This is a genomic window from Spirosoma lacussanchae (assembly GCF_005870035.1).
GTDB classification, from domain to species: Bacteria; Bacteroidota; Bacteroidia; order Cytophagales; family Spirosomataceae; genus Spirosoma; species Spirosoma lacussanchae.
Map to the genome: position 1 here is coordinate 89,345 of NZ_SWJG01000012.1, position 22,139 is coordinate 111,483.

The window sequence follows — 22,139 nt, forward strand, 5'->3', positions numbered from 1 at the left end:
ATAGAATGAAAAGGAAAGGGGGGCTTTTAGTCTGCACTTAAAATAACCAATTGCGTGGGCTGTAGCTGTACCTGGACACAACGGGGTATAGGGCTATTCGGACCGCCTAACAACGGAGCTTCCCCGGAAGAACCGTACAGAAAGAAAAAGCTATTAGCTCGTTTATGCAGTTCTGCATCTACAATTACGTATCCGGTTTGAATCTCGGTGCACGAAGAATTGTAAATGATCAAAACCTCCGTGTCATGTAACATTCGACAAAAAGCGAGTAAACTTCCCGGTTCCGTTGGCAATTGAAATAATTGCCCATCCAGCGAAATCTCGCGCCAGTACATTCGACCAAATTTAAGCGCAGGTGTCTTGCGTCTGATACAAGCCAGTTGAGCAATAGCCTGATAAATAGAGCAGTTTTGATTTAAGACATTGAGTTCGGGGTTCTCAGGGTTAAACATACACTCCCGAACCCAACGATCATCGGCTCCAGAACCATCAAATCCCTGTTCAGTACCGTAATACAAACAGGGAATCCCTAAAGCACAAAGCAAATAGCCGACGCCTGCAATAATTTGCTTATCCGTAGCACCACAGCCGAACCGTTGTTTTACCGATTTTCCTATCTGATCATGATTATCCAGAAACGTTACCAGATACTCGCCCAGCGGATGGCGATGTAGGGCCTGATCCTGTAACTCTGTATACCGTTCAATGAGCCGGGTTGGAGAGGCTACCCCTTTGATAACCCCCTCCAGTATGGTGTATAAAGGAAAATCAAGCACTGAATCCAACCCATAGTACACATTTACATCAACGGCTGAGGTAGGTTTATAAAGACCAATGTAATCTGTACATAAATAATCGGAGCCCACTAGCTCACCAAAAATGAAAAAATTTTTCTTGCCCAACCGATAGGCGTATTCCCGAACGCGATTGCAGAAATAGTGGATCGTCTCAGGGCGTAGGTGCTTTACAGCATCGATCCTAAAGCCATCGATATCTAATTCCCGCATCCAGTAACAGTAGACTTTTGTCAGTACATCGAGTACATTGGTAGCTTCAGGAGAAGCGTCATTTCGAAAAGCTTTTAACCCGAAAAAATCCCCTTCCAGTGTTTCTGGGTAGGCATCAAAATTTCGAATCCTGCCTTGTCGGTTATACATTTCTGGATTACGCAATTCAACGGGTAAAGGGCGGTCGTCCCACCGCCAGTCACCGAACGGAAATCGAACACCCCGATAATAGTAAAAGGGTTCGTCGTCTGGATAAAACCAGTTATCGCCCGAATGATGAAGAACGATGTCCAAGAACACCCGCATATCCAACTGGTGGGCGGCTTCCACCAAGTGCTCCAACTCATTCTGCGTACCAAAACGGGGGTCAACGGCTAAGTAGTTTTGTGTGGCGTAGCCGTGGTAAGACGTTAAATTGTTTTCAAGAATTGGGCTTAACCAAAGAGCCGTGCACCCTAATGTGCGCACATAGTCTAAATGCTGAATGATTCCCTCGAAAGTTCCTCCGCAGAAATTCCCTAAATTTTCCGCAGTACCGAAGCCATGGGTACGTTCCTTCTGTTCGGTGGCGTGCCGCAACGAAGAGTCATGAAACCGGTCGATTAAGATAAAATAAATGAATTCCTCCCGCCATTCGCGGTGGCAGTTCGGCCAGTAACGTTTACCGGGCTTCGGCTCCAGTTGAATATTCTGTACAGATCGTAACGTAGGCAATGAAGGAGATGTTTGCTCACGGGAGTCCCTGTAAAATGTTGGAGACGCCAGCTTACCACGCCTATCGCCAGTTATAGGCATCGACGTCAATGAAGCAAGGTGGTTCATACTAGTTGAAAAGCTAATTGGTGGAATTATGACGATACCTGCCGCCAAGGACCTAATTGGTCATGATACAGTTGCCGCAGTTTACTCATCCTTCATTCCCTTCATGTTTATCTTGCTCTTTTTCTGTTTAAACATTTTCTCGCCACCCACATGAATTACCATTTCGCCATTTTCAATCATGCAGTGGTCGCCTTCTTTCATTTTGACGACCGTGCCGTCTTTCCGCTTGCAAGTGCCGTCGGTCATGCACAATGTTCCGTCGCTCATCGTCATGTCCATTGTCATCGGGGTCATCTTACCCTGATGCACCATCATCATTTTCCCATTGTGCATGACCATATATTCTTCATGTGCTGCCTGACCCGCCTGCTTGGTCTGGCTGGCCATAGCCTTGTGAGCCGAATGCTCACTTTGCCCGTAGGTAATGCCGAATACTCCGAGCAGCATAAGTGTCAGAGCGAAAGCCATCGTTTTCATGGTTTAAAAAGTTATTGGTTTTAAATTGATAGAAAGCGGGCGTAGCTTGGGACCAACATGAGCCGACACCCGATAGCGGGTGTCACAAAATTCCCAATTTAAACAGTACGCCCGTATGTCGATAATCAACCATTTAGCTGATAAAGCTCAGACGTAGCAATTCTCAGTAAAATCAGACGTGCTACGACAAATGTATCGTACTATGCCCACCATTGTTTTGTAAAATTATGCGTTTAGGTAAGCTTTTGAACGTTAGTGCAAGTAGCTGTTAGAATTCCTAAGTTTGGTTTCTTTATCCAACTACTAAAAGCTTCCATGGCGCGGAAGGGAGCTTTATCTAATGGAAAACCTTCCCGAACCGCTATTATGGTCGGGCGGTCCAGGAAGGTAAGGGGTAGGATCAAGCTTATTTCAAGCTGACGTATTTACGGCACTCGTCGGCACATTTCCGGCAAGCCTCGGCACAGTGGCGGCAATGGTCCATGTGGGCGGCATGTTTTTCACATTCCTGAGCACAGGCTTCGCAAATCTGAGCGCAGAGCTCACACGCCTGTTTAGCGAAAGGACTGTTACCCGCTATGTAAGAAGTCGCCAGATAGCAGATTTTGGCGCAATCCCGATCCAGCCGGATACAGGCGACCATCATCTTGACATCTGATTCGTGCAGGCACGCTTCCTGACAGCGATCACACGCCTGGGCGCAGCGAAGGCAGGCGTCGATACAATCTTGCAATTGAGCTACCATGTTTGTCGTTTTTTGGTGATTAGTCTGCTTCTATTCAGAAGCCAGGCGAAGGTAGCAAGACGGGGTACGTAGCACCGTGTAAAATTTTATCGGCTTCGTGTAAGATTTTAGGGCATCAACACCTGATCCAGGGGTCTTCGCCGTGCCTCATTATTTTGCCGGAATTGAGTAGGCGTTAAGCCCGTATACTTTTTAAACTGATTAGCTAAATACTGACCACTGCTATATCCAAGCCTATAGGCAATCTCCTCGATTGATAACTCGTTGTAAATAAGCAGCTCTTTAATTCGTTCAATTCTTTGAAGGATAATAAAATGTTCAATCGTGGTATTCTCAATCGTAGAAAATAGAGTGCTTAAATAGGGATAGCTCTGCTGGATTTTTTCAGAAAGATAGTCGGAAAACTTCAGGGGAGTTGATACGTCCTCCTGATGAACCAACTCAACAATAGCCGCTTTTATTCGCTCTACCAATTGAAGTTTAGTATCTTCCAGCAAACTCAATCCATAAGGATTCAAAGCACCTTTAATAGCATCCAGTCTAGTACTTTCCAGTGGTTCGGCAAGCACCACCTCACCGATGTGCACACATACGGGGGTGAGTCCGAGTTGTTCCAGTTCGCGCTTTACGATCCATACGCAACGGTCGCAAACCATATTTTTGATATAAAGTGTTTGCATAGCATACTTTTCGTTTGACCATCAGAAGTAACGAACGGTCTTACAGGCTTGTTAAAGTTAACACAGAAAAAGTGGAATTTCACCTCCAACTTTTCCCGTGTTAAATTCATTATAACCTGATACCAACCGTCACGTAAAAGTTACGTGCGTCGGCGGGTAGGATACCGGGCCCCGGATACCCACCGGCCCGCCGGGTAAAGTAGCGTTCGTTCGTTAAGTTATTAAGCCCTGCTTTGAACAGATACCGCTTCCCTTGAATCGAGGTCAATACGTCCATTACCTGATACGCCGGAATCGGACCCGTTTGGGCATTGGTAGTAGCGTTCTCAGTATTGTTGGCATCGCTGTACGCTTTGCCCACCCGGTTCAGCAGGGCTGTAAGCGTAAAGGTGCGGTAGGTGTAGTTTAAACCAAAACGGCCAATAAATTGCGGGGCGTTCTCTACGAATTTACGCTGTAGGTTTCCCTCTACGAGTTGACCGTTAGTAACGGTTGCCGTAGGCAAATCCAGGTAACGGGCATCCGTGAAACCCAGTGAGGTAAACAAACTTACGTACCCCACTTTTGAGTGGCCCGCCAGTGCTACTATCGGATCAATTTCGACATAAGCTTCTACGCCCTTACTTACGCTCCGACCCAAATTCGTCCGGAATTGGTAGGGGCGGTTGGCTTCATTCAGGCGGGTCAGGGTGCCAATGCGATTGGCGTAGTTCAAATAATAAACGCCCAGGTCGTAGGTCAGGAATTTACGGTACGCGCCCCGCAAACCGGCATCAATCGTGTAGCCCCGCGCATCCCGCAGATTCGGATCAATCACAAAATCGGTCAGGGCAGCGGGTGTCAGGTCGCCGAACAGCACCGGACGATACGCCTGCGAATAGTTTCCGTAGAACGTAGCAAAATGGGCCAGTTTGTACTCCGTTCCCACACCCAGCAGGGCAAATGATCGGCTGCGTTGTTGGCTGATCTGGTTTTCGGTTTCGTTGGCTGCAAAACTGTAACGTCCTGATACGCTGTTATCAAGTAGTTCAACCCGGATGCCCGGTGTCAGCGTCCAGCGGTCGGTCAACCGGAACAGGTTTTCGGCAAACGCGGCTACGTTCGTCGTCCGCAGGTTGAGCGCACGGGGAAAGGCGGCATCCACCAGTCTCAGGTTGAAGTCCGAGCCGACATCGCCTTTACCCTGCTGTCGGCGGTCGGTGTAGCCGTTAAAATATTTCACCCCCGCCGAGAGAACGTGTCGCCGACCAAGCGCGTTATACTGACTAATCAGCCGCAGCTCGCTTCCCCAGTTCTGATACGTATCGCGGTCGATAGTCCGGTTTGCCAACTGACCGCCCGCAGTGGGTACGTCGGGATTGGTGATGGCACTGACAAAGCCGATCTGATTCCGCTCGCTAAACAGGCCATGTACTTTCAGGTTCAGCTGGGTACGCTCATTTATGGTGTAATCAACCGTAACAGAGGGAACCGTCCAGGGTACGTTGAACCAGTTGCGTGCCCGTGAACTCTGCCGGGCATTCTGGGCGAACTGGCCGTCGGTCAGGCCGCCCGGCTGCTGATTGACGCTGGAAGCCCGCGAAATTTCGGCCCCGATCTTAAGCCGGTTCGTGACTAAATAACTGATCGAGACAAAGCCGTTGAAGATGTTGTAGCGGCTATTTTCACGCCAGCCATCAGCCCGGCGGTAGTCTACGTACCCAAAATACTGCCACCGCCCCGACGTGCCGCCCAACGAGTTATAGGTAGAAAATAACCCGTAGCTGCCTACCGACTGCTGCGATTCGATGGCTATCGGTTTGTCGGTTGCCGGACCTTTCAAAACGTAATTGAGCAAACCGCCGAATTGCGGGCCGTATTGCAGCGAGGCTCCACCCCGAACCAGTTCAATCCGCTCGACGGCCTGCATGGGTGGGTTGTAATACGCTTCGGGATACCCGAAGGGGTCCGAACTGATCTGCACTCCATTCTGCCGGGTGTCAAACTCCCAGGAGCGGTTGGGACTCAGCCCCCGCACGGCCACCCCCACCTGCATACCCGACCCTTCGCTTTCCCAGACCATCACGCCCGGCGTTTTGCTGAATACCTGCCGACTGTTGTTGGTAATCAGGTTAGCATCCAGCGCACCCAGGTTAATGACTTCTGTTTTCTTACCGGCAAAAATGGCATTGTGGCCCACTTCGGGCAAAACTTCCCGCTCACGTAATCCTCTGGCGGCAATGACTTTGACCTCCTGAAGTTCCTGTATGCTTTCCTGAATGGTGATCGTCAGGCTGGTGATTTGCTCATCGGTAACGTTGACGGTCTGCTCGTTGGTTTGCAGGCCCACGCCCGATACGACCAGCACATACTGCCCCCGAACAAGGTTTGTGAACTGGTAGAAGCCTTTCTGATTGGTACTTACCTGGCGAATGGTTCCTTTGAGTGCTACGGTAACCCCCTCAGCGCGTTGACCATTACGGTCCAGCACAAAGCCCTGGAGCACACCCGATGGTTTACCGTCGTCGGCTCTCGCTGCCATTCCAGTAAAAAGAAAAATTGACAGGATTAGGGCACGTATAAGAAGTTGCATAGTTTTATTTAGACTGATTCAAAACTATGCAAAGGTATATGCCATTCTGCAACAAACAAACTTCTTTAGAAATATTCTAAACAACTCTCGGCTTATTGACTTTCTTTAAGCAGCCAGTTAATCTTCGTCATACGGTGCAAGGGATCGTAAACCGATAAATCGCCACCGTTGCTGAACTGAGCATCAAGTCGGTCGTGATAGGCATGATTTTCCGGAAAAGCCCGTTTCAGGGTTTCAACCGTAAGCTCCTGGAGCGGAGCACCTGCGTCTTTGCTAAAAAATAGTTTTGTATATCCGGGCTGTTTGGCTATGGGTGGCCGTACCAGTTTGTAAATCAATATAGGTTCGCCCGGATTGAGGATGGGGTAGTGGTCGTTCTCAGACACAAACCGGTAGCTCTGCCCGGCACAATCGCGAAATCCATACAGGCTATCTTTAGCGTATTGATACGACTGCCTCTGATGAATGATCGTCACATAAGGCTTTCCGATGAACTCGTGCAGCCGTAGTTTATGTTTTTGCGCCCGGCAGTCAACGGCCAGCATTAATTCATTCCGTCTGAAATCTTCAGCCGAACGAAATAAACCGCCCGGCATACTGGCATTCGATTGAGCCTGTGTCAAATCAGGCGAACTTAAATACAGGAGCGATATAAGTAAAACATTACGCATGGCTACGACCGTAGATTGGTTACGTAGCAAATGTATGGGAAGAATTAGGACCTTAAGGTGATCCTACTCACGTATAAGGCTGATTGTGATTAGTTGTTGATTAACCGACGGGGTCTGCCGCATCTTTGCCCTCTTCAACGTGTAGCGTAAAGACCGTTGTGAGGACTGAGAGGTGATGGGAAAATTGAACCCTTGCCTGATAAGTGCCTGCTTCCGGGAACGTAAACAGTTTGGCTAATCCCATGGCACTAGCTTCCAGCAGAAGTATAAAAGGTTTAGCAAGATATTCGGACGTGATAGTAACCTGTGCGTCTACTATATCCGCCAGTTCTGCCGTATCCGCTTCGTTGTTTTGTTGAATGTTGACCTGCATAAACACAGGCCGACCTGTTTGCCACCGGCCGTGGTGCAGACTAAGTTTTACTACGTAGCCTTCGACAACGTTAATTAGCGAATACATATGGCAAATTCTTCCTCCCAGCAAACCCGCAAAGCTCAATGCTTCATTTTACTGTGGTCAGGCTTATTTTTCATCCCGGCCTGAAAGCAGTGGAGGGCGCAAGCACTACCTTTCAGGCTGTCGTGAACATTGCCTACTACGTTCCCCTTGGCATCAATCAGGTCGCAAGTATCGTCCGGCCTGTCTTTTAGAGTAAATACGAGTCCGCCGGTTTCGTTGTAAAAGCTCATGCCATCTTTCGCCATGCGACCCAACAGTTTGCCGTTTGCATCAACCATTGTTCCGTCAGCCTTCAGAAAGGCAATCTTTTTTCCTTTGGCATCCTGAATGATGCCTTCCTTTGATACTGTGCCTACCGTAATGCCATTTTGTTGAATTTGACCAGAACTGGTCAAAATATGGCCTTTATAATCCTTGACGGGCTGCTGCGCCTGAGCAAGAAACGGCGTTAGCAACAAGAGGGTGAGGGCGACGAATCTCATCATTTTTGTGTATATTTTTTTTGTAGCAAATTAGGAAAAAAAGCATAGATGGCAAATATTATTTTTTAGATGTGGTAAAGTTATGATTATATATTTTAATATTAATACTATGTAAAATAATATTCTGTAAAACGAAAGTTTTCAGATGGTGTTAAGACCATCTGAATAATGAGGATTTCAAAATGCATCCAACATACGTATATACAGGTTAACCGTCTTGTTTGAATTGATAGCCAGATCGGTACGCAGGTAAACCTGCTTTTATCGATTCAGTAGCACACGCATTCCTACCCCGCCAGCGTAACGAGTAGTCGCAAGGGAAAAATCGGTAACGTGTTCGGCCACACCACCCAACGCAGCAAAAGCGGCTGCTATCAGAAAACGGTTCAGGGTACGCCGGTACTCGGCCTGGGCCGACCAAAGCTGCCGGTCAAGATACCGGCCCTGCACAAAGCCGCGTAACATAGTTGGCCCTCCCAGTTTGGGCAACTCCCGCAGCGGAATAGTTCCCGTTGTGAACTGCCCAACGGCTTGCAGACCAACCATATTTTTCGCATTCAGCGGTACGTACCGGCGCAAATCAACAGACTGTTCAGTGTAATCGAACTGACTACCGAATTTGTGGCTATACATCTGAAAGGCCCACTCAGCGTACCAGCCCCGCGTCGGGCTGAACGGGTTATCCCGGTAATCAGCCAATAGGGTTGGCCCCAGGGCCGACACCACACTGCCCTGACTGCCCGGCAACGATTCGTGCAGGGGCTGGCCCTGACTCAACTGCACGTTTTGCGTGTTAGAATAATAGTAGCTGAGGCCCGCGAAAAAACGCCCTTTTACTCGTCGCCAGAACCGATGTTGCACGTACCAACGTTGATAACTTAACACGTAGAACTCGCGCTCATTCAGGGTTTGATTGCCTACGCCCCAATAATCTTCCGAAAAATCAACGTAGCCGCCCCGCCCCCGCATTACGTACCGTTCAGCCGCGCCATAGGTATTCCATACACCCTCTGCGGCCAGTTGCCGACGGGTGCTGTAAAGAACATGAACGAAGGCGTATGAATCGCGGGTACGTCGATTGAGCGAGTCGAGCCGTTGCCAGTACCGGCTGTGAAAGCGGGGTTTATCAGCTCGCCCCGTCCCTGCGTTGTAAAAGTAATCGAGAGTGATGCCGCCTTTCACGCCAATTTCCGGCCCCGACTGTAATACGGGTAGCGGCACAAAGCGCAACGGGCGGCTCGTCAGCGAATCAGGATGCAGTTTGCGCCAGAACGAAGAACGTGGCTGTGCCTGCACGGAAGACAGCACGACTTGCCCAAACAGAATCAGCAGGCCAAACAGGCGGGGCCAACACGCAGAGACTGGAAGCAAGCAAACCGGTTGCATATGGGTGTTGATTGACAAGTTAGTACGGAAAACACTCAATCTTCAAGCCCTGAAATCAGCTAATTCACTGACAAAGCACTGATGCCAAACGTTCGCTTCATAAAAGGACGCTCGACAACGTAGTAAAAACCAAACACCAACAATTGATTAAGAGCCGCGAAGAGGAGGCCATAAAATGAGTGGTAGTACAAGGCAATTCCGTACACCTGAAGCTGTCCGACTCCATACATAGGATTGGCTAAATACCGGTAAGGGCCTCTGACGACAAAACCGCCAACGGCGCGGCCCAGAAACATATACTTCCAGTAATACACCGGCAGGCCCACCACCAACGCAGACCAAATCTTCACAGCCGTACCGGTGAAAATCAACACTATCGCCAGAATCGTAATTATGGAGTCCATTGACTGAAATGCAGGGAGTGTACTCGCCGTTTGCTGGCTGATATGCGTTAATGCCAGGCCATTATGAAAAAAAGCAAATGCAAACAGGCCCTCAAATGCTCTGAACGCTTTTTCTTCGCCTTTCGCCCCAATCCAGTTAAGGCGAAGTCCATGCTGCGGCAAAACACTACTTATCAAACCGAGATAGAGCAGCATCGACAGCATAACGTATGCTACGCAAAACCAGAGGTCAGTTAGGTCAGGAAGCCCATACCAGGCCCAGCCTAACGATACACCCATAACCAACGCACGACGCCAACTCAATCGGTCCAGGATGAAACCGGAGATACCAAGTGTTACGTAAAGAAGATTACCCGGTGAGTACAACCCCGCCCTTGTCTGCTCTACCTGCCAGCAACAACTAAATTGACCGGCAGAACGGTTGGCGTTGTTTATTGATTCGTTCATAATCCGGTGGTTTTATATGTTTATTGGCAATCTTTTACATGGGATACCTTCACACGTAAAAAGCAGGAGACCACCCGTAAACGGTTAGCTGAACTGACTCCAGGCCGCCAGCAATAGCATACCGGCGATTACGGCGTAAAGCAGCCAGTTCAGGTACGTTCGCCAGCTTGGTGTTGGCTGCTTATCACCTGTTTTACAGCATTCTTTCATTGCACTACTGGGATATGACTACCGGTTAACATGGTTCCGGGCTTGAATAAGCCGCGCATTGACAACAGCCGCAACTCCAAATAAGAATAAGACCAGATAGGTAATCAGGCTGAAGCCCTGAACGTAGTCAGACAAACGACCTCCCAACAGATCGCTGGTCATCAGCCCAACGGCGATGCTTACGACGGTCATTACTTTTCTCAGCCTGAACAGGCTTAGTTCGGTCAGGTACTGATACAATCCTGCTACAACGGGAAGGAGCGTAACATGATGGCCTTCCCACGACACGCCGGCCACAAGAAGTATTGTCAGGTACGTTAGGAGCAGTACCGGAAGGGCCGCCTGCCGACGGGTTTTCCAGGCGAAATAGTACGTGATGCCCACCAGGGCAAGGCGAACAATCAGACTGATTTTATTCACTAGGGCCAACTGCCATTCCGCGATGTGATACCGAATGCCGTTAATGTCGGGATGGGCCGTCAACAGTTTCGATAACGTAGCGGAAATGCCAAATGCAATCCAGTCGGTATATACCCGTCCTTCGAGTAAGAATGGCCGGAACACAACATACCAGTAATCGAGATAATCCTGAATGCCCTGCGCAACGCCCCGTTGCAGAAAGACAAGCAACGCAAAAAGCAGGCTGTAGCCACCGACCTTCCATAAGGTAGAAACAGGACGACGAATCAGCAGAACGACGACCAGCAAAATCGGCATCACTTTAACCCACATAGCCAGTGTGAGCAGCAGCAGGCCCAGGTTTTCCCGTCCGCGCACGTAACTATATAGCCCACCAACGCTCAGCAGGGCTACCCCCTCGTTGACGTTCACCCAAATAATGTTATGCCAATAGTATCGGATTGTGGCGATGACGGCGATGAGCAGGGCGGTTCGCGTAAAGCGGTTGGGGGAAAAATGTACCAACAACAGGTACGTTAGTCCGATTAGGCCCAGCCAAGCGGCAAAATTGAAAAAAGTAAATAGCCCAGTGGCAACCGGAAAAGGGAAAATAGCCAGTAGCTGAAACAGCCACGCTGCAACGGGCGGATAGATGTATTCCTGAGCACCCGGTATTGGCTCGTATAAAGGGGTGTCGGCCATGAATTTCAGGCCAGCCGCCCAGAAAATATACGGATCACCGTGTTCATCCTGCGTGTAGGCTTCGCGAATGGAAAAAACTATAGCCAGTATAAAGAAAGCCAGCAGAACGTACCAGAATCGGCGGGCAAGGGTAGAAAGAGATTGCATTCGTTACGGTAGTTGGTGGTGGACAGGGTACTTACGTACCCAGCATTTTTTTCAGGCACTGCTCTATCTCCGGGATAGACACCGTTATATCGTCTTCGAGGCCCCGCGTCCAATTTCCGGGATGAGCTTCTCCCTGAAAATAAGCCGCATACCGCATACTAAGTACGTTGGCTAAATAGCGAAAAAAGTCGGGGTAATAGGTGGGTGCGAAAAGCTCCAGCAGTTGCGTTCCTGGCTGGCACCAGATCAGGTTGCTGAACGACGCGCCATGTGGCCCTACAATGAAATCAGCATCCCGATAAATGGCCGCCTGTTCCGTAACAGAACGGGGTACATCGTCAATAATCTGAAATTCATACTGGTTGAGTAGCTGAATTAGCGCGGCTTCGTTTGTGATTCGGCGTCGGCAGTTCCGGCTGATATAGATGCGCTTTCTGCGCGTGTCGGGGGCCGGAAGCTGCGGTAGTATATACGTTCGGAGCGCGTTTATATCCGCCAGATTCGGGTAGAACCAGTGGCCGGCATTAGCTACGATACACTCCCTGAATTGTACGCTGGTTTTGCGCGTATCAATAAGTTGATGTGCTTCAACACCCAGTAAAGCCATGAAATCACGCTCGTAGGCAGTTCCAAATTGGGGGTACGCTACGGTTGCATTACGAAATACCGCTTCGGGCAGCACGCCCTTGATGCGGGCCAGTTTTGCCGCTACCAAAAACACAAAATCATAATACCCACCCCAAATAATACCGTCCAGATAGTGGCTCCAGGGAGCGATCACGGTCTGTACGGTTATCGACTGCCGACGTTGCCGATGGAGTACGTTTTGGTAAAAATCGTCGGTATTGATGTCCGTACAAGGTATGTTTCGCTCGGTCAGCACACTGCCGTAGGGGCGCAGTTCGGCCCCTGCCGCAGGGGTCTTGTACCGCCAGACCGAAACGGGTTCAGTTTCGGTCTGAGTCTGGGGGTAATAGACTTTGGAGGGATCAATCAGGTCAACGACCTCCTCCATGCATAGCGCATTGGCCGGGTAGGTTACTAAGCTATAGGGGCGGAGGAAAGCTTCGGTCTGCTCTTTATCCAGAAACTGGTAACCCGCCAGACGATACCCTACCCGGACTCCTTTCCTCAGCACAAGCCTACTTAGTTGAATGAATTGCTGACGGACACGTTTTACGCGCTTCGTCCAGGAGGTATGCACCGCCACGGGTTTCACCGGGAGCAAGTCAGTAGGCATAGTGATGGAGTACAAATGGGGTTAAATTGGGAGTTCATGATAGTTCCCGATTAGGGGATAACTTCCTTTGTCTCGCCACAGGTCAACATTTGATCGCCGAAGTATGGGTTGCGAATGGGCTTTTTGTCGCTAAGCCAATAACTGCCTTTGTTATTCAGGGCCATTGGGCAGAACTGACGATACACGGGTTTATCGGTCACGCCAAACGCTTTGATACTCCGGTACAATCCTTCTTCAAACTGAGCATAAGCCGTTCGTTGCTTTTCCAGGTCAGTAGTCATGTTAAGGGCTTTTAAGGCAGCATTCATGGTGTTCAGGTAGGTCATCCAGTCGGTATGAGCTGCACCCGAAAGCAACATCATATCCACACCCGCTAAGGCTTTTCCGACCCCTCCCGCCAGCGTTTTGGCCTGTTCCGAATTCGCGCCGATCAAGGCTTCGGTCAACTTCAGCGAAGTTTCATAGACAATTGTCAACTGCTTTATAAAGGTGTGCGGGGCTTTATGGCTTTTGGGAATAGTGGCAGCATTGGCTACGGACCGGGCCGCTGGTGCGGTGGGGTTGCTTTCCAGAGTGGGGGTCGATTTCACACCTTCTTCAACTTCGGCAGTAATGGGGTTAATACCCTTTTTAAGAATCAGTTCGCTGTACAGCAGATAGGCCCCCGACATTGCTACCTGTTCATCACCATTTAGCCCGTTGGTAATGGACACCTGCTGATCCGTTTCGGTACCGGTCTGTACCCGGCGGGGCTGAAAAACCGACCCATCGGGCTGTCCCTGACCCGTCTGCACGAACACGACCGCTCCCTGTCCGGCCCGCACCACGGCATCGGCCGGCAGCGTCAGCCCGCGCTGTACGCCGTGCCGAAGCAACACCCGTGCCTGCTGGCCGGGCTGGAACCGCCCCCCTGGATTGGGCATTACCGCCCGCATCACCAGTACCTGACTACCGGCCCGGTATTCGGGGTTAATAAACGTCACCCGCGCATTCATCGTCGGACTGGTTTCATAGCCCACCACCTGTACGGGCACCCGGTCGCCAACCTTCACAAACCGGGCTTCACCCGCATACAACTCGGCTTCGACCCAAAGCTGGCCCAGGTTAGCCAAACGATACAGCAACGCCCCTTCACCCACGTACTGCCCCTCACTGGCGGCAATCTCCGTAACGGTGCCACCTGCCGGTGCCACAAATGGAATACGCGGTTGCACGTTCCGGGTTTTGGCTAACCCGGTAATCTGTTCAGCGGTCATGCCATACAGCCGAAGTTTCTGTTCGGCAGCCCGCCGGAAGTCTTCATAGCGCGGCTCGTTCAGTTCTTCGGCCTGCCGAAGGGCTAACAGGTATTCCTGCTGCTGAGTAAGCAGGGGTTCGCTGTATATTTCATATAATACCTGCCCTTTGCGGATGGGCTGACCCGTCTCTTTCACGTAGAGCCGCTCGATTCGGCCCACTACCCGGCTGCTGATGACATCCGTTTGCTGCTGATCGGCGGCAAGCCGGGCGTTCAGTACGGTACTGTTGCCAATATTGCCCGATGCTACCGGCTGAACCATCACGTTGGCAAGCTGCATCTGGCTTTCGCTGAGCATAATCTCGGTGGCTATTTCGCCGGTCTTCGCCACGGGCACCAAATCCATGCCACAAATGGGGCAGGAGCCGGGCTTGTCCTGCACAATTTGCGGGTGCATGGGGCAGGTGTACGTAATTTTTTCCGCCCCGTCCGGCCCGTGATTATGGCCACTATGGTCGTCGCTGGCGGCTACCGCTGCGGAATCGGCCTGGTCATTGTCGGTCTTTTCGCCCGACTGGCAGGCGGCATTCAGCACCAGCATCAGCAGGAAAGACCAGCGCAGCCCGGCTGATCGCAGCCCGGCCCAACCATATTTCTTTTGTTTCAGCATGGCTATTTTGTGGTGGCTACGTTAACAAAACTTTCGCTGTCGATTAAAAATTGGGCATTGCGGGCAACGACCTGCTCACCCGTCAGCCCGCTGGTGATGGCAACATACCCACCTGTTTGCTGACCGATCTGCACCCGCACGGGCCGGAAGGTATTAGCCGCATCTTCTTGTTGCACAAAGGCGACCTGCTCGTTGCCTAAGTCGAGTATGGCCGTAGCGGGTAGCCAAAGCCCCGGCCCGCCCGACCGCCGAAGCGTAGCGCGGGCCAGTTGGCCCACCCGCACCGAATTACTCCCCGGCAGATACGCCCGCACGGTAACGAACTGCCCGTTTCCTTCAATAAAAGGCACTACAAAACTGACCCGTGCCCGGCGCGGAGCCTCGCCCGTCTGGTCGAAGGCAATGGTCAGCTCGTCGCCGGGTTTGATGCCAGCCGCATCGCGGGCGTAGAGCCGGAACTCGGCCCACAGGCGGCTGGGGTTTACGACCCGGAACAAGGTTTGCCCGGTCTGGACGTACTGCCCCTCGCGTAGCAGCAACGAGCCAACAACGCCCTCGCTCCCCGGCGCGGGGGTTGGCGTTGCAAACGTGATTTCATCCGTACCCGGAGAGCTTCCCCCGTCTGACATACCGCCCCCCATACCTTCTCCACCCCCCATGCCGCTACCGGCTCCGGCACTACCCATGCCGCCAGCAGCAGGCAAAGGCGGTGTACCCGCCGATTCTTCGATGACATACCCATCATAAGGGCTGTACACAGCCAAGGCATAACTGGGTTTACGAGTACGGGTCAGCTCATCAATCTGCCCGTCGGTTACGCCAAGCAATCGAAGCTTTTGTTTGGCTGCGGCAATCAGGGGAGCGTTGTCCGCATCCGCATCGAGTAAATAGAGCAGTTCACGTTGCGCCGTGACGATGTCGGGGCTGTAGAGTTCCAGTAGTTTCTGGCCCTTGCGAATGGGCTGATAATTAACGCGCACGTATAGCTTTTCGACACGTCCGCCGAACCGGGCTGGAATCGTGTAAAGTCGCCGGGTGTCGTAGGTTATGATGCCGTTAGCCTGTACGGATACCGCTGCCGTGCGTTGTTCGGGCTGCACGGTTGCAATATTGGCCACCACCACCGAGTTAGTGGGTTGTAACAGGGCTTTGAGGTCGGCATTGATCGCCAGACTGTCGCCACCGGCCGTTACTTTTTTCACCAAATCCATGCCACAAATGGGACACGAACCGGGTTTGCCCTGCACAATCTGCGGGTGCATGGGGCAGGTGTAAGCTTCCTCGGCGGTCTCGTGGGTATGACCGCTATGAACCCCTGTATTTGGGTTGGCCGGTGCCGTTGCTTCTTTGTTGTCGTTGTCTGCCTGGCAGCCTGCCAACAGAGTCAGGACAAGCCCGACGAGGGAGGCCATCAGCCCCAGCCTGTTCTTATTTCTCCAGTTCTCGCTCATAACTTACAATCATGCGGTAATACTCCTGTAGGCGCGTCAGATAATCCATCTGGGTCATGTTCAGTGTTTCCCAAGCATCAATCACCACGAACAGATCGCCTTTGTTCTGCTCGTAGGCAATTAGCTGGGTATCGTAGTTCTTGCGAATTGTTGGAATCACCCGCCGTTCATAATTCTCCAACTGCGTTCGCATCGTCCGAATGTCGGTGAGCATCTGGGCCACCATACCCTGCGTTTCAATAAGCATTCCTTCGCGTTCGTAGCGCATGGCCGCGATGTCCTGTTCCATGCCTTTGATTTCGGCCTTATACATCCGTGAGGCCCAGGGAAGAACGGGTATCGAGATCATCCCCATTATTGTCATCTGGGTTGGCATCATACTCTTCGTGCCAGCCAGGGGCTGCATATGGTCGAAGCGAACCCGGAAATCGGGCCGGGCCTGCGCCCGCTGCGCTTCAATACCCGCCCGCATACTCAGAATTTGTTTATCCATGCGCAGAATATCTGACCGGATCTGACTGATTTCCTCCGTCGATGGCACAACCGGCTGCGGTTCGGTGGGGCAGTAGGTGGTGTCAATCCCGAACGCTTCCGTTTGGGGGCGGTTCATCAGCGTGTTCAGGCCAATGCGTTTGCGTTGGATCTCCGACTCGGTCATTGTCACCATGTTGTCAAGCTCATACAGTCGGCCTTCCGCTTTGTAAATATTGCCCAGACTGCCCTGCTGATACGGGTAACGAATGTCAGCCAGCTTTTTCATTGTTTGCAGAATCTGCCGGTTCTCGGCCAGCACCGACCGCCGTTTTTCCAGCACCAGCCAGTCGAAGTAAAGCCCTTTGGCATCGGAGCGGAGCCGGTTGAGCGTGATGCCGCGACCAGCTTCTTCCACAGCCGCTTTCGACCGCTGAAATACTTGCTTCGCCCGTTGTTTGACGGGGTTGGGAATATCCTGTTCAATGGCAATCATACCATACCCCATATCCCGCTGATCCATGACCATTTGCATTGGATAGGGGGCCATGAAAACCCCGCCACCTACCATTGGAGCCATCCAACTCCGAGCCCCTTCAGCATAGGCACGGGCGGCTGCCGCCCGGCTGCTGTAGGGTTTAAGCAGTGGGTTGTCTCGGTCGATACGAACCAACACACTGTCTAAAGCCAGCACCAGGCCGGATGGAGCAGCGGCCGAAGGCCGCACGTACTGGTCAGTCCCCGTCAGCGACTGCACGGCTGACGGGACTGGCTGGGGCCGCGTCTGGCCCAAACCAACCTGCGTTACCAGCAACGCGGCAAGCAGACTGTTAGTGAGAAGCTTCCAGCACATCCAGTTTACCAAATTTTTTAAGTTCATATTCTTTCGTCAGTAAGAAAATCAGCGGAGTCACCAGCAGAATGTGCGTCGAGGAAGTGAGTACCCCTCCAATCATGGGCAGCACGATGGGCAACATTACATCGCTCCCCACCCCCGATGCCCACAGCACCGGCACTAAGCCAAACAGGGCCACCGATACGGTCATGATTTTAGGTCGGAGCCGTTTGGCCGCGCCGTTGATAACGTATTCGCGCAACTCGTCGCGGCTGATGGTGTCGCGGGAATTACCCCGTTTTGCGACAAGTTGCTTCATGGCATCGTTGAGGTAGATCACCATCACCACGCCCGTTTCGACCGCAATACCGAATAGGGCGATAAAGCCAACCGCCACGGCCACTGACAGGTTTACCCCGTAGAAATAGACCATGTACGCCCCGCCGATCAGCGCGAAGGGAATCGTAATCAAACTCAGAAACGCTTCCCGCGCCGAACCAAAAGCGAGGTAGAGCGAGAGAAAAATGATCACCAGCACCACGGGGGCAATAATCATCAGCGTTTGCTTACCCCGAATCAGGTTTTCGTACTGCCCGCTCCATTCCAGAAAATAACCATTGGGCAGTTTCAATTCTTTGCTTACTTTATTGATGGCTTCCTGCACCGTTCCTCCCAGGTCGCGGTCGCGGACGTTGAACATCACCGCCCCCCTGAGCAGCGCATTGTCGGAGGTAATCATCGGGGGACCATCTTCAAACTTCACCGTGGCCACCGCCGAGAGCGGGATGGTACCGAACGAGGCCGTAGCAATCGGAATTCGCCGGATGCGCTCAACGCTGTTGCGATAGTCCTGCGCCAGCCGCACATTAATCGAGAACCGCCGACGACCTTCAATGGTCTGCCCGATGGGAGAACCGCCAATGGCCGATTCAACCACGCCGTTCACATCGTCCACGCTCAGTCCGTAGCGACCCAAGGCTTCCCGGTTTGCATCAATGGTCAGGTATTTGCCGCCCGTGACGGGTTCGACGTAGAGGTCTTTTACACCCGAAACACCTTCCAAAGCCGCCTTGACCTTCTCAGATACGGCGTAGATGCTGTCGAGCGACTGTCCGTGTACCTTGATGCCCACGTCGGTACGGATGCCTGTAGAGAGCATATTGATTCGGTTAATGATGGGCTGCGTCCAGCCGTTGACCACGCCCGGAATCTGAAGTTTGGCATCCAGCTCGTTGATGAGGTCTTTCTTGGTGATGCCTTCCCGCCACTCGGACTTGGGTTTGAGCATGATAATGGTCTCGATCATGCTGATGGGTGAGTTATCCGTAGCTGTCGATGCTCGCCCCGCTTTCCCCAACACCTTATCGACTTCCGGCACCGACTTAATCAACTTATCCTGCACCTGCAAAATCCGTTTAGCTTCGGCGTTCGATACGTCGGGTAGCGTAACCGGCATGAACAGAATGCTTTGTTCGTCCAACGGCGGCATAAACTCCGAACCCAGACTCATCAGCATTGGTATACTAATAGCCAGGGCTAACAGGTTGATACCAATCGTCGTCTTACGCCAGCGCATCACCCACCGGATGATGGGTTCATACACCCGTTCTAAGAAGCGATTAATCGGGTTAGCGTGGTCATCCTTGAAGCGGCCCTTCATGAACAGCGATAGCATCACCGGGGCCAGCGTCACCACTAATAGCGCATCAACCAGCAGGATAAACGTTTTGGTCCAGGCCAGGGGGTGAAACAACTTTCCTTCCTGCCCGGTCAGCAGAAACACCGGCAGAAACGACGTAATGATGATAATGGTCGAATAGAACACCCCCCGCGACACCTGAATGCTCGACCGCTCGATGATCGCCAGCCGTTCCTCGTCGGGGATTTCAACGTAGTTTTTAGGCCCGAATCCGAACCTTTTCTTTATCTTTTCCCACATGGTCTTTGAATCAGTTTTGATGCACTCGCTGAAACGAGCAGAACAGAAAGTTCTGATTCGTATCGAAGGGCGTAATGTGGTCCTCAGTAATGCACCGAAGTTTGCGGAAACCGCGAGCCAGCTCGTCAGTGAGGGTCTGTTCACTGTAGCGTCGAATGGGCAAACCGCTGCATTTTTCCGGGCCTGTTTCGGAGAATGTGCCAATAGTGACGTAGCCATTAGGAGACACACCAACACGGGCCGTGGTCATATACCGATTAATTTGTTCGGCGGTAGTCAGGAAGTGAAATGCCGCCCGATCATGCCAAAAGTTGAAGGGTTGAATCGGCGCGTAAGTTGTGATGTCACTCACAATCCATTCTACCCGATCCCCCCGTTCGCCCAACCGTTGTTTAGCCCGGTTGAGGGCTACTTCGCTGATGTCAAGGACGCTGATGTCTTCGTAGCCTTCATCCAGCAGAAAATCAACGAGCTTGCTGTCGCCCCCGCCGATGTCGATAATACGGGCCGACTTAGGCAACTGTGCCTGCCGAATGAAATCCAGCGACGTGACTGGTATTTCCTGGGTCCAGCTAACCTCGACAGCTTGCTTAGTTTGGTAGATGGTCTCCCAATGCTTTTTAGGTGCGTTCATTTCCATAGATCTCGGTTGGTTGAGGGGTAGCGGGGCGGTGCTTTTGTCCGTTCAGTTTGCCCTGATCGGTATTGTCAGGCTGGGTCGTTGGCGGTTGCTGATTGCGCTCTGCCATTAATTCAGCCTGCCGGGTGGCTAAGTTCTTATAGGCGTTTTCGGCCATAATGATGCCGTTATCGACGATCACCCCGATAGCCAGCGCGATGCCTGTCAGGGACATGATATTGGAGGAGATATCGAAGGCGTTGAGCAGAATAAAGCTCGTGGCGATGGTGATCGGAATCTGAATAATGATGCTGATGGCCGACCGCCAGTGCAGCAGGAACAGAATCACTACCAGCGACACGACAATCATTTCTTCAATCAGCGTGTGCTGAATCGATGCAACTGATTCCTGAATCAGCCCGCTACGGTCATAGACGATGTTGAACGTTACGCCTTCGGGTAGTCCCTTAGCTACCTCTTCCATTTTCTTCTTGACGTCGCCAATCACCTCGTCGGCGTTCTCGCCGTAGCGCATCACCACGATGCCGCCCACGGCCTCACCCTGCCCGTTCAGGTCGAAGATGCCCAGCCGGGTTTCGCCCGTCATCTGCACCGTCGCTACGTCGGCTACGCGCACGGGAACGCTGCTGATCGTCTTGAGCGGGATATTCTGAATCTGCTCGACCGATTGCAGATAGCCCGTCGTCTTGATAATGTAACCTATACCGCTGAGTTCAAACTTGCGGCCCCCGGCTTCGTTGTTGTTGGCCCGGATAGCCCCGATGACCTGCGGTACCGACAGACCGTAGTAAGTCAGCTTGTTGGGGTCAAGCGTCACCTGGTACTGCTTCTGAAAGCCACCAAACGACGCGATTTCGGCCACGCCCGGCACGTTCTGTAACCCAAATTTGACGTACCAGTCCTGTACGGCCCGCTGCTCACCGAGATCCATAGCGGGCGCATTGAGCGTGTACCAGAGAATATGCCCCACGCCCGTACCGTCGGGGCCAAGCGTCGGCGAAACGCCCCCCGGCAGCAGCCGGGCCGCATAGTTGAGCCGTTCCAATACCCGCTCTCTGGCCCAATACACCTCCGTGTCGTCGTTGAAAATGACATAAACGAAGCTCATGCCGAACATGGACGTACCACGCACATATTTCACCTGTGGCAGTCCCTGAAGGTTCGTCACTAACGGGTAGGTAATCTGATCTTCGATGAGCTGCGGAGAGCGGCCCATCCATTCGGTAAAGACGATGACCTGATTCTCCGACAGGTCGGGAATCGCGTCAATCTTGCTCGTTCTGACGGAGTACACGCCCCAGCCGAACAGCCCGGCTGCAATCAGCAGGACGATGAATCGGTTGCGTATGGAGAATTTAATTAAGCCCTCAATCATTGGGGTAGAATGGTTAAGCGGTAAGCAAACAGTACATAACAGAATAACTCAGTAACTGGCGAAATGGCCCAATAAAGCCACGCACAGTCAATGGGTTACCAAGAAAATCGATAAATTCAGATAAGCAGAGTACGCAGACGCAGAAACACATCGCGCTCGAAGGGAGGGAAATCGTAGCTGTGCGACGGGCGCATACCTGCATCATGGCTGGCTGCCAGCAGAGAGCGGAGCCACTGATGATAGACCAGTACCAGCGAAGGTTGATCATTGAGAACGTCCTGGGCGGGGGCCACCGATACCCGAACCGAAACATCAGCCGGGTTCACCGTTGACGAGCAGGCTTCGGAAGCACAGGACGCGGCAGATTCCGACCTATTTTCGGCGTTGGTCGAATGACCAGCCGAGCAGCAACAGGTGCAGGGAACGGCGGATTGGGTAGGACAGGCACGGCCAGTAACAGGCCGGAAGCCACCGAGTACCAGCATTAGCCAGAGTCCCCAACTTACCAAGCCTATGTTTTTAAGTGTCCGCACCAATGACTGTTTAATGTGAAAACTAATTTAGCACAAAAATAGTGCAAAATCGAACGGGCTGAGTTATAAGATTAAGGCCCGTTTATTATAAAATAATTGGGATTTTAACCGAAATGAATGCGTCTATCCGTTGGCTA

At 51.9% G+C, this 22,139-nt stretch carries 20 protein-coding genes; all 20 read right to left on the bottom strand.

The genetic code is table 11. The features are described 5' to 3' along the window. Positions 1-26: 26 nt before the first annotated feature. Positions 27-1,829, bottom strand: a complete 1,803-nt coding sequence (locus FBR45_RS24905; RefSeq protein WP_246082383.1) for an alpha-amylase family glycosyl hydrolase — start codon at positions 1,827-1,829, stop codon at positions 27-29. Positions 1,830-1,910: 81 nt separating this feature from the next. Beyond that, positions 1,911-2,306: a DUF6799 domain-containing protein gene (locus tag FBR45_RS24910; RefSeq protein ID WP_138507191.1), complete on the bottom strand. Its 396-nt coding sequence runs from the start codon at positions 2,304-2,306 to the stop codon at positions 1,911-1,913. A gap of 406 nt (positions 2,307-2,712) precedes the next feature. After that, the gene (locus tag FBR45_RS24915; RefSeq protein ID WP_138507192.1) at positions 2,713-3,051 is read right to left on the bottom strand and encodes a four-helix bundle copper-binding protein; all 339 of its coding nucleotides are present in this window, start codon (positions 3,049-3,051) and stop codon (positions 2,713-2,715) included. 107 nt (positions 3,052-3,158) lie between these two features. Then, positions 3,159-3,731, bottom strand: coding sequence for a helix-turn-helix domain-containing protein (locus FBR45_RS24920; protein WP_138507193.1), 573 nt, complete (start codon positions 3,729-3,731; stop codon positions 3,159-3,161). A 109-nt stretch (positions 3,732-3,840) separates the two neighbouring features. Further along, positions 3,841-6,252: a TonB-dependent receptor gene (locus tag FBR45_RS24925; protein WP_246082384.1), complete on the bottom strand. Its 2,412-nt coding sequence runs from the start codon at positions 6,250-6,252 to the stop codon at positions 3,841-3,843. A 143-nt stretch (positions 6,253-6,395) separates the two neighbouring features. After that, the gene (locus FBR45_RS24930) at positions 6,396-6,974 is read right to left on the bottom strand and encodes a hypothetical protein (RefSeq protein WP_138507195.1); all 579 of its coding nucleotides are present in this window, start codon (positions 6,972-6,974) and stop codon (positions 6,396-6,398) included. A 100-nt stretch (positions 6,975-7,074) separates the two neighbouring features. Continuing rightward, positions 7,075-7,347 (bottom strand): hypothetical protein, encoded by a 273-nt coding sequence (locus FBR45_RS24935; protein ID WP_099077266.1) that lies wholly within the window; start codon positions 7,345-7,347, stop codon positions 7,075-7,077. A gap of 122 nt (positions 7,348-7,469) precedes the next feature. Beyond that, positions 7,470-7,919: a 5-fold beta-flower protein gene (locus tag FBR45_RS24940; protein ID WP_099077268.1), complete on the bottom strand. Its 450-nt coding sequence runs from the start codon at positions 7,917-7,919 to the stop codon at positions 7,470-7,472. Positions 7,920-8,177: 258 nt separating this feature from the next. Beyond that, a complete protein-coding gene (locus tag FBR45_RS24945; protein WP_171044960.1) occupies positions 8,178-9,287 on the bottom strand; it encodes a BamA/TamA family outer membrane protein in 1,110 nt (369 codons plus the stop codon). A gap of 74 nt (positions 9,288-9,361) precedes the next feature. Beyond that, the gene (locus FBR45_RS24950; RefSeq protein ID WP_138507197.1) at positions 9,362-10,153 is read right to left on the bottom strand and encodes a PEMT/PEM2 family methyltransferase; all 792 of its coding nucleotides are present in this window, start codon (positions 10,151-10,153) and stop codon (positions 9,362-9,364) included. Between the two features lie 84 nt (positions 10,154-10,237). Continuing rightward, the gene (locus tag FBR45_RS26795) at positions 10,238-10,363 is read right to left on the bottom strand and encodes a hypothetical protein (protein WP_262709547.1); all 126 of its coding nucleotides are present in this window, start codon (positions 10,361-10,363) and stop codon (positions 10,238-10,240) included. Between the two features lie 18 nt (positions 10,364-10,381). Continuing rightward, positions 10,382-11,611, bottom strand: coding sequence for a glycosyltransferase family 87 protein (locus FBR45_RS24955; RefSeq protein WP_138507198.1), 1,230 nt, complete (start codon positions 11,609-11,611; stop codon positions 10,382-10,384). 31 nt (positions 11,612-11,642) lie between these two features. Beyond that, on the bottom strand, positions 11,643-12,851 hold the full coding sequence (locus FBR45_RS24960; protein WP_138507199.1) for a glycosyltransferase family 61 protein: 1,209 nt from the start codon (positions 12,849-12,851) through the stop codon (positions 11,643-11,645). A 50-nt stretch (positions 12,852-12,901) separates the two neighbouring features. Then, the gene (locus tag FBR45_RS24965) at positions 12,902-14,758 is read right to left on the bottom strand and encodes an efflux RND transporter periplasmic adaptor subunit (RefSeq protein WP_138507200.1); all 1,857 of its coding nucleotides are present in this window, start codon (positions 14,756-14,758) and stop codon (positions 12,902-12,904) included. A 2-nt stretch (positions 14,759-14,760) separates the two neighbouring features. Then, a complete protein-coding gene (locus FBR45_RS24970; RefSeq protein WP_171044961.1) occupies positions 14,761-16,209 on the bottom strand; it encodes an efflux RND transporter periplasmic adaptor subunit in 1,449 nt (482 codons plus the stop codon). Then, positions 16,187-17,560, bottom strand: coding sequence for a TolC family protein (locus FBR45_RS24975; RefSeq protein WP_246082385.1), 1,374 nt, complete (start codon positions 17,558-17,560; stop codon positions 16,187-16,189). The genes FBR45_RS24970 and FBR45_RS24975 overlap by 23 nt, the downstream gene beginning before the upstream one ends. Then, a complete protein-coding gene (locus FBR45_RS24980) occupies positions 17,511-19,454 on the bottom strand; it encodes an efflux RND transporter permease subunit (protein WP_138507202.1) in 1,944 nt (647 codons plus the stop codon). The genes FBR45_RS24975 and FBR45_RS24980 overlap by 50 nt, the downstream gene beginning before the upstream one ends. Before the next feature lie 10 nt (positions 19,455-19,464). Further along, positions 19,465-20,094: a class I SAM-dependent methyltransferase gene (locus FBR45_RS24985; RefSeq protein WP_138507203.1), complete on the bottom strand. Its 630-nt coding sequence runs from the start codon at positions 20,092-20,094 to the stop codon at positions 19,465-19,467. Continuing rightward, positions 20,075-21,469 (bottom strand): efflux RND transporter permease subunit, encoded by a 1,395-nt coding sequence (locus FBR45_RS24990; protein ID WP_246082386.1) that lies wholly within the window; start codon positions 21,467-21,469, stop codon positions 20,075-20,077. The genes FBR45_RS24985 and FBR45_RS24990 overlap by 20 nt, the downstream gene beginning before the upstream one ends. A 116-nt stretch (positions 21,470-21,585) precedes the next feature. Beyond that, positions 21,586-21,795 (bottom strand): hypothetical protein, encoded by a 210-nt coding sequence (locus tag FBR45_RS24995; protein ID WP_138507204.1) that lies wholly within the window; start codon positions 21,793-21,795, stop codon positions 21,586-21,588. Between the last annotated feature and the right edge of the window lie 344 nt (positions 21,796-22,139).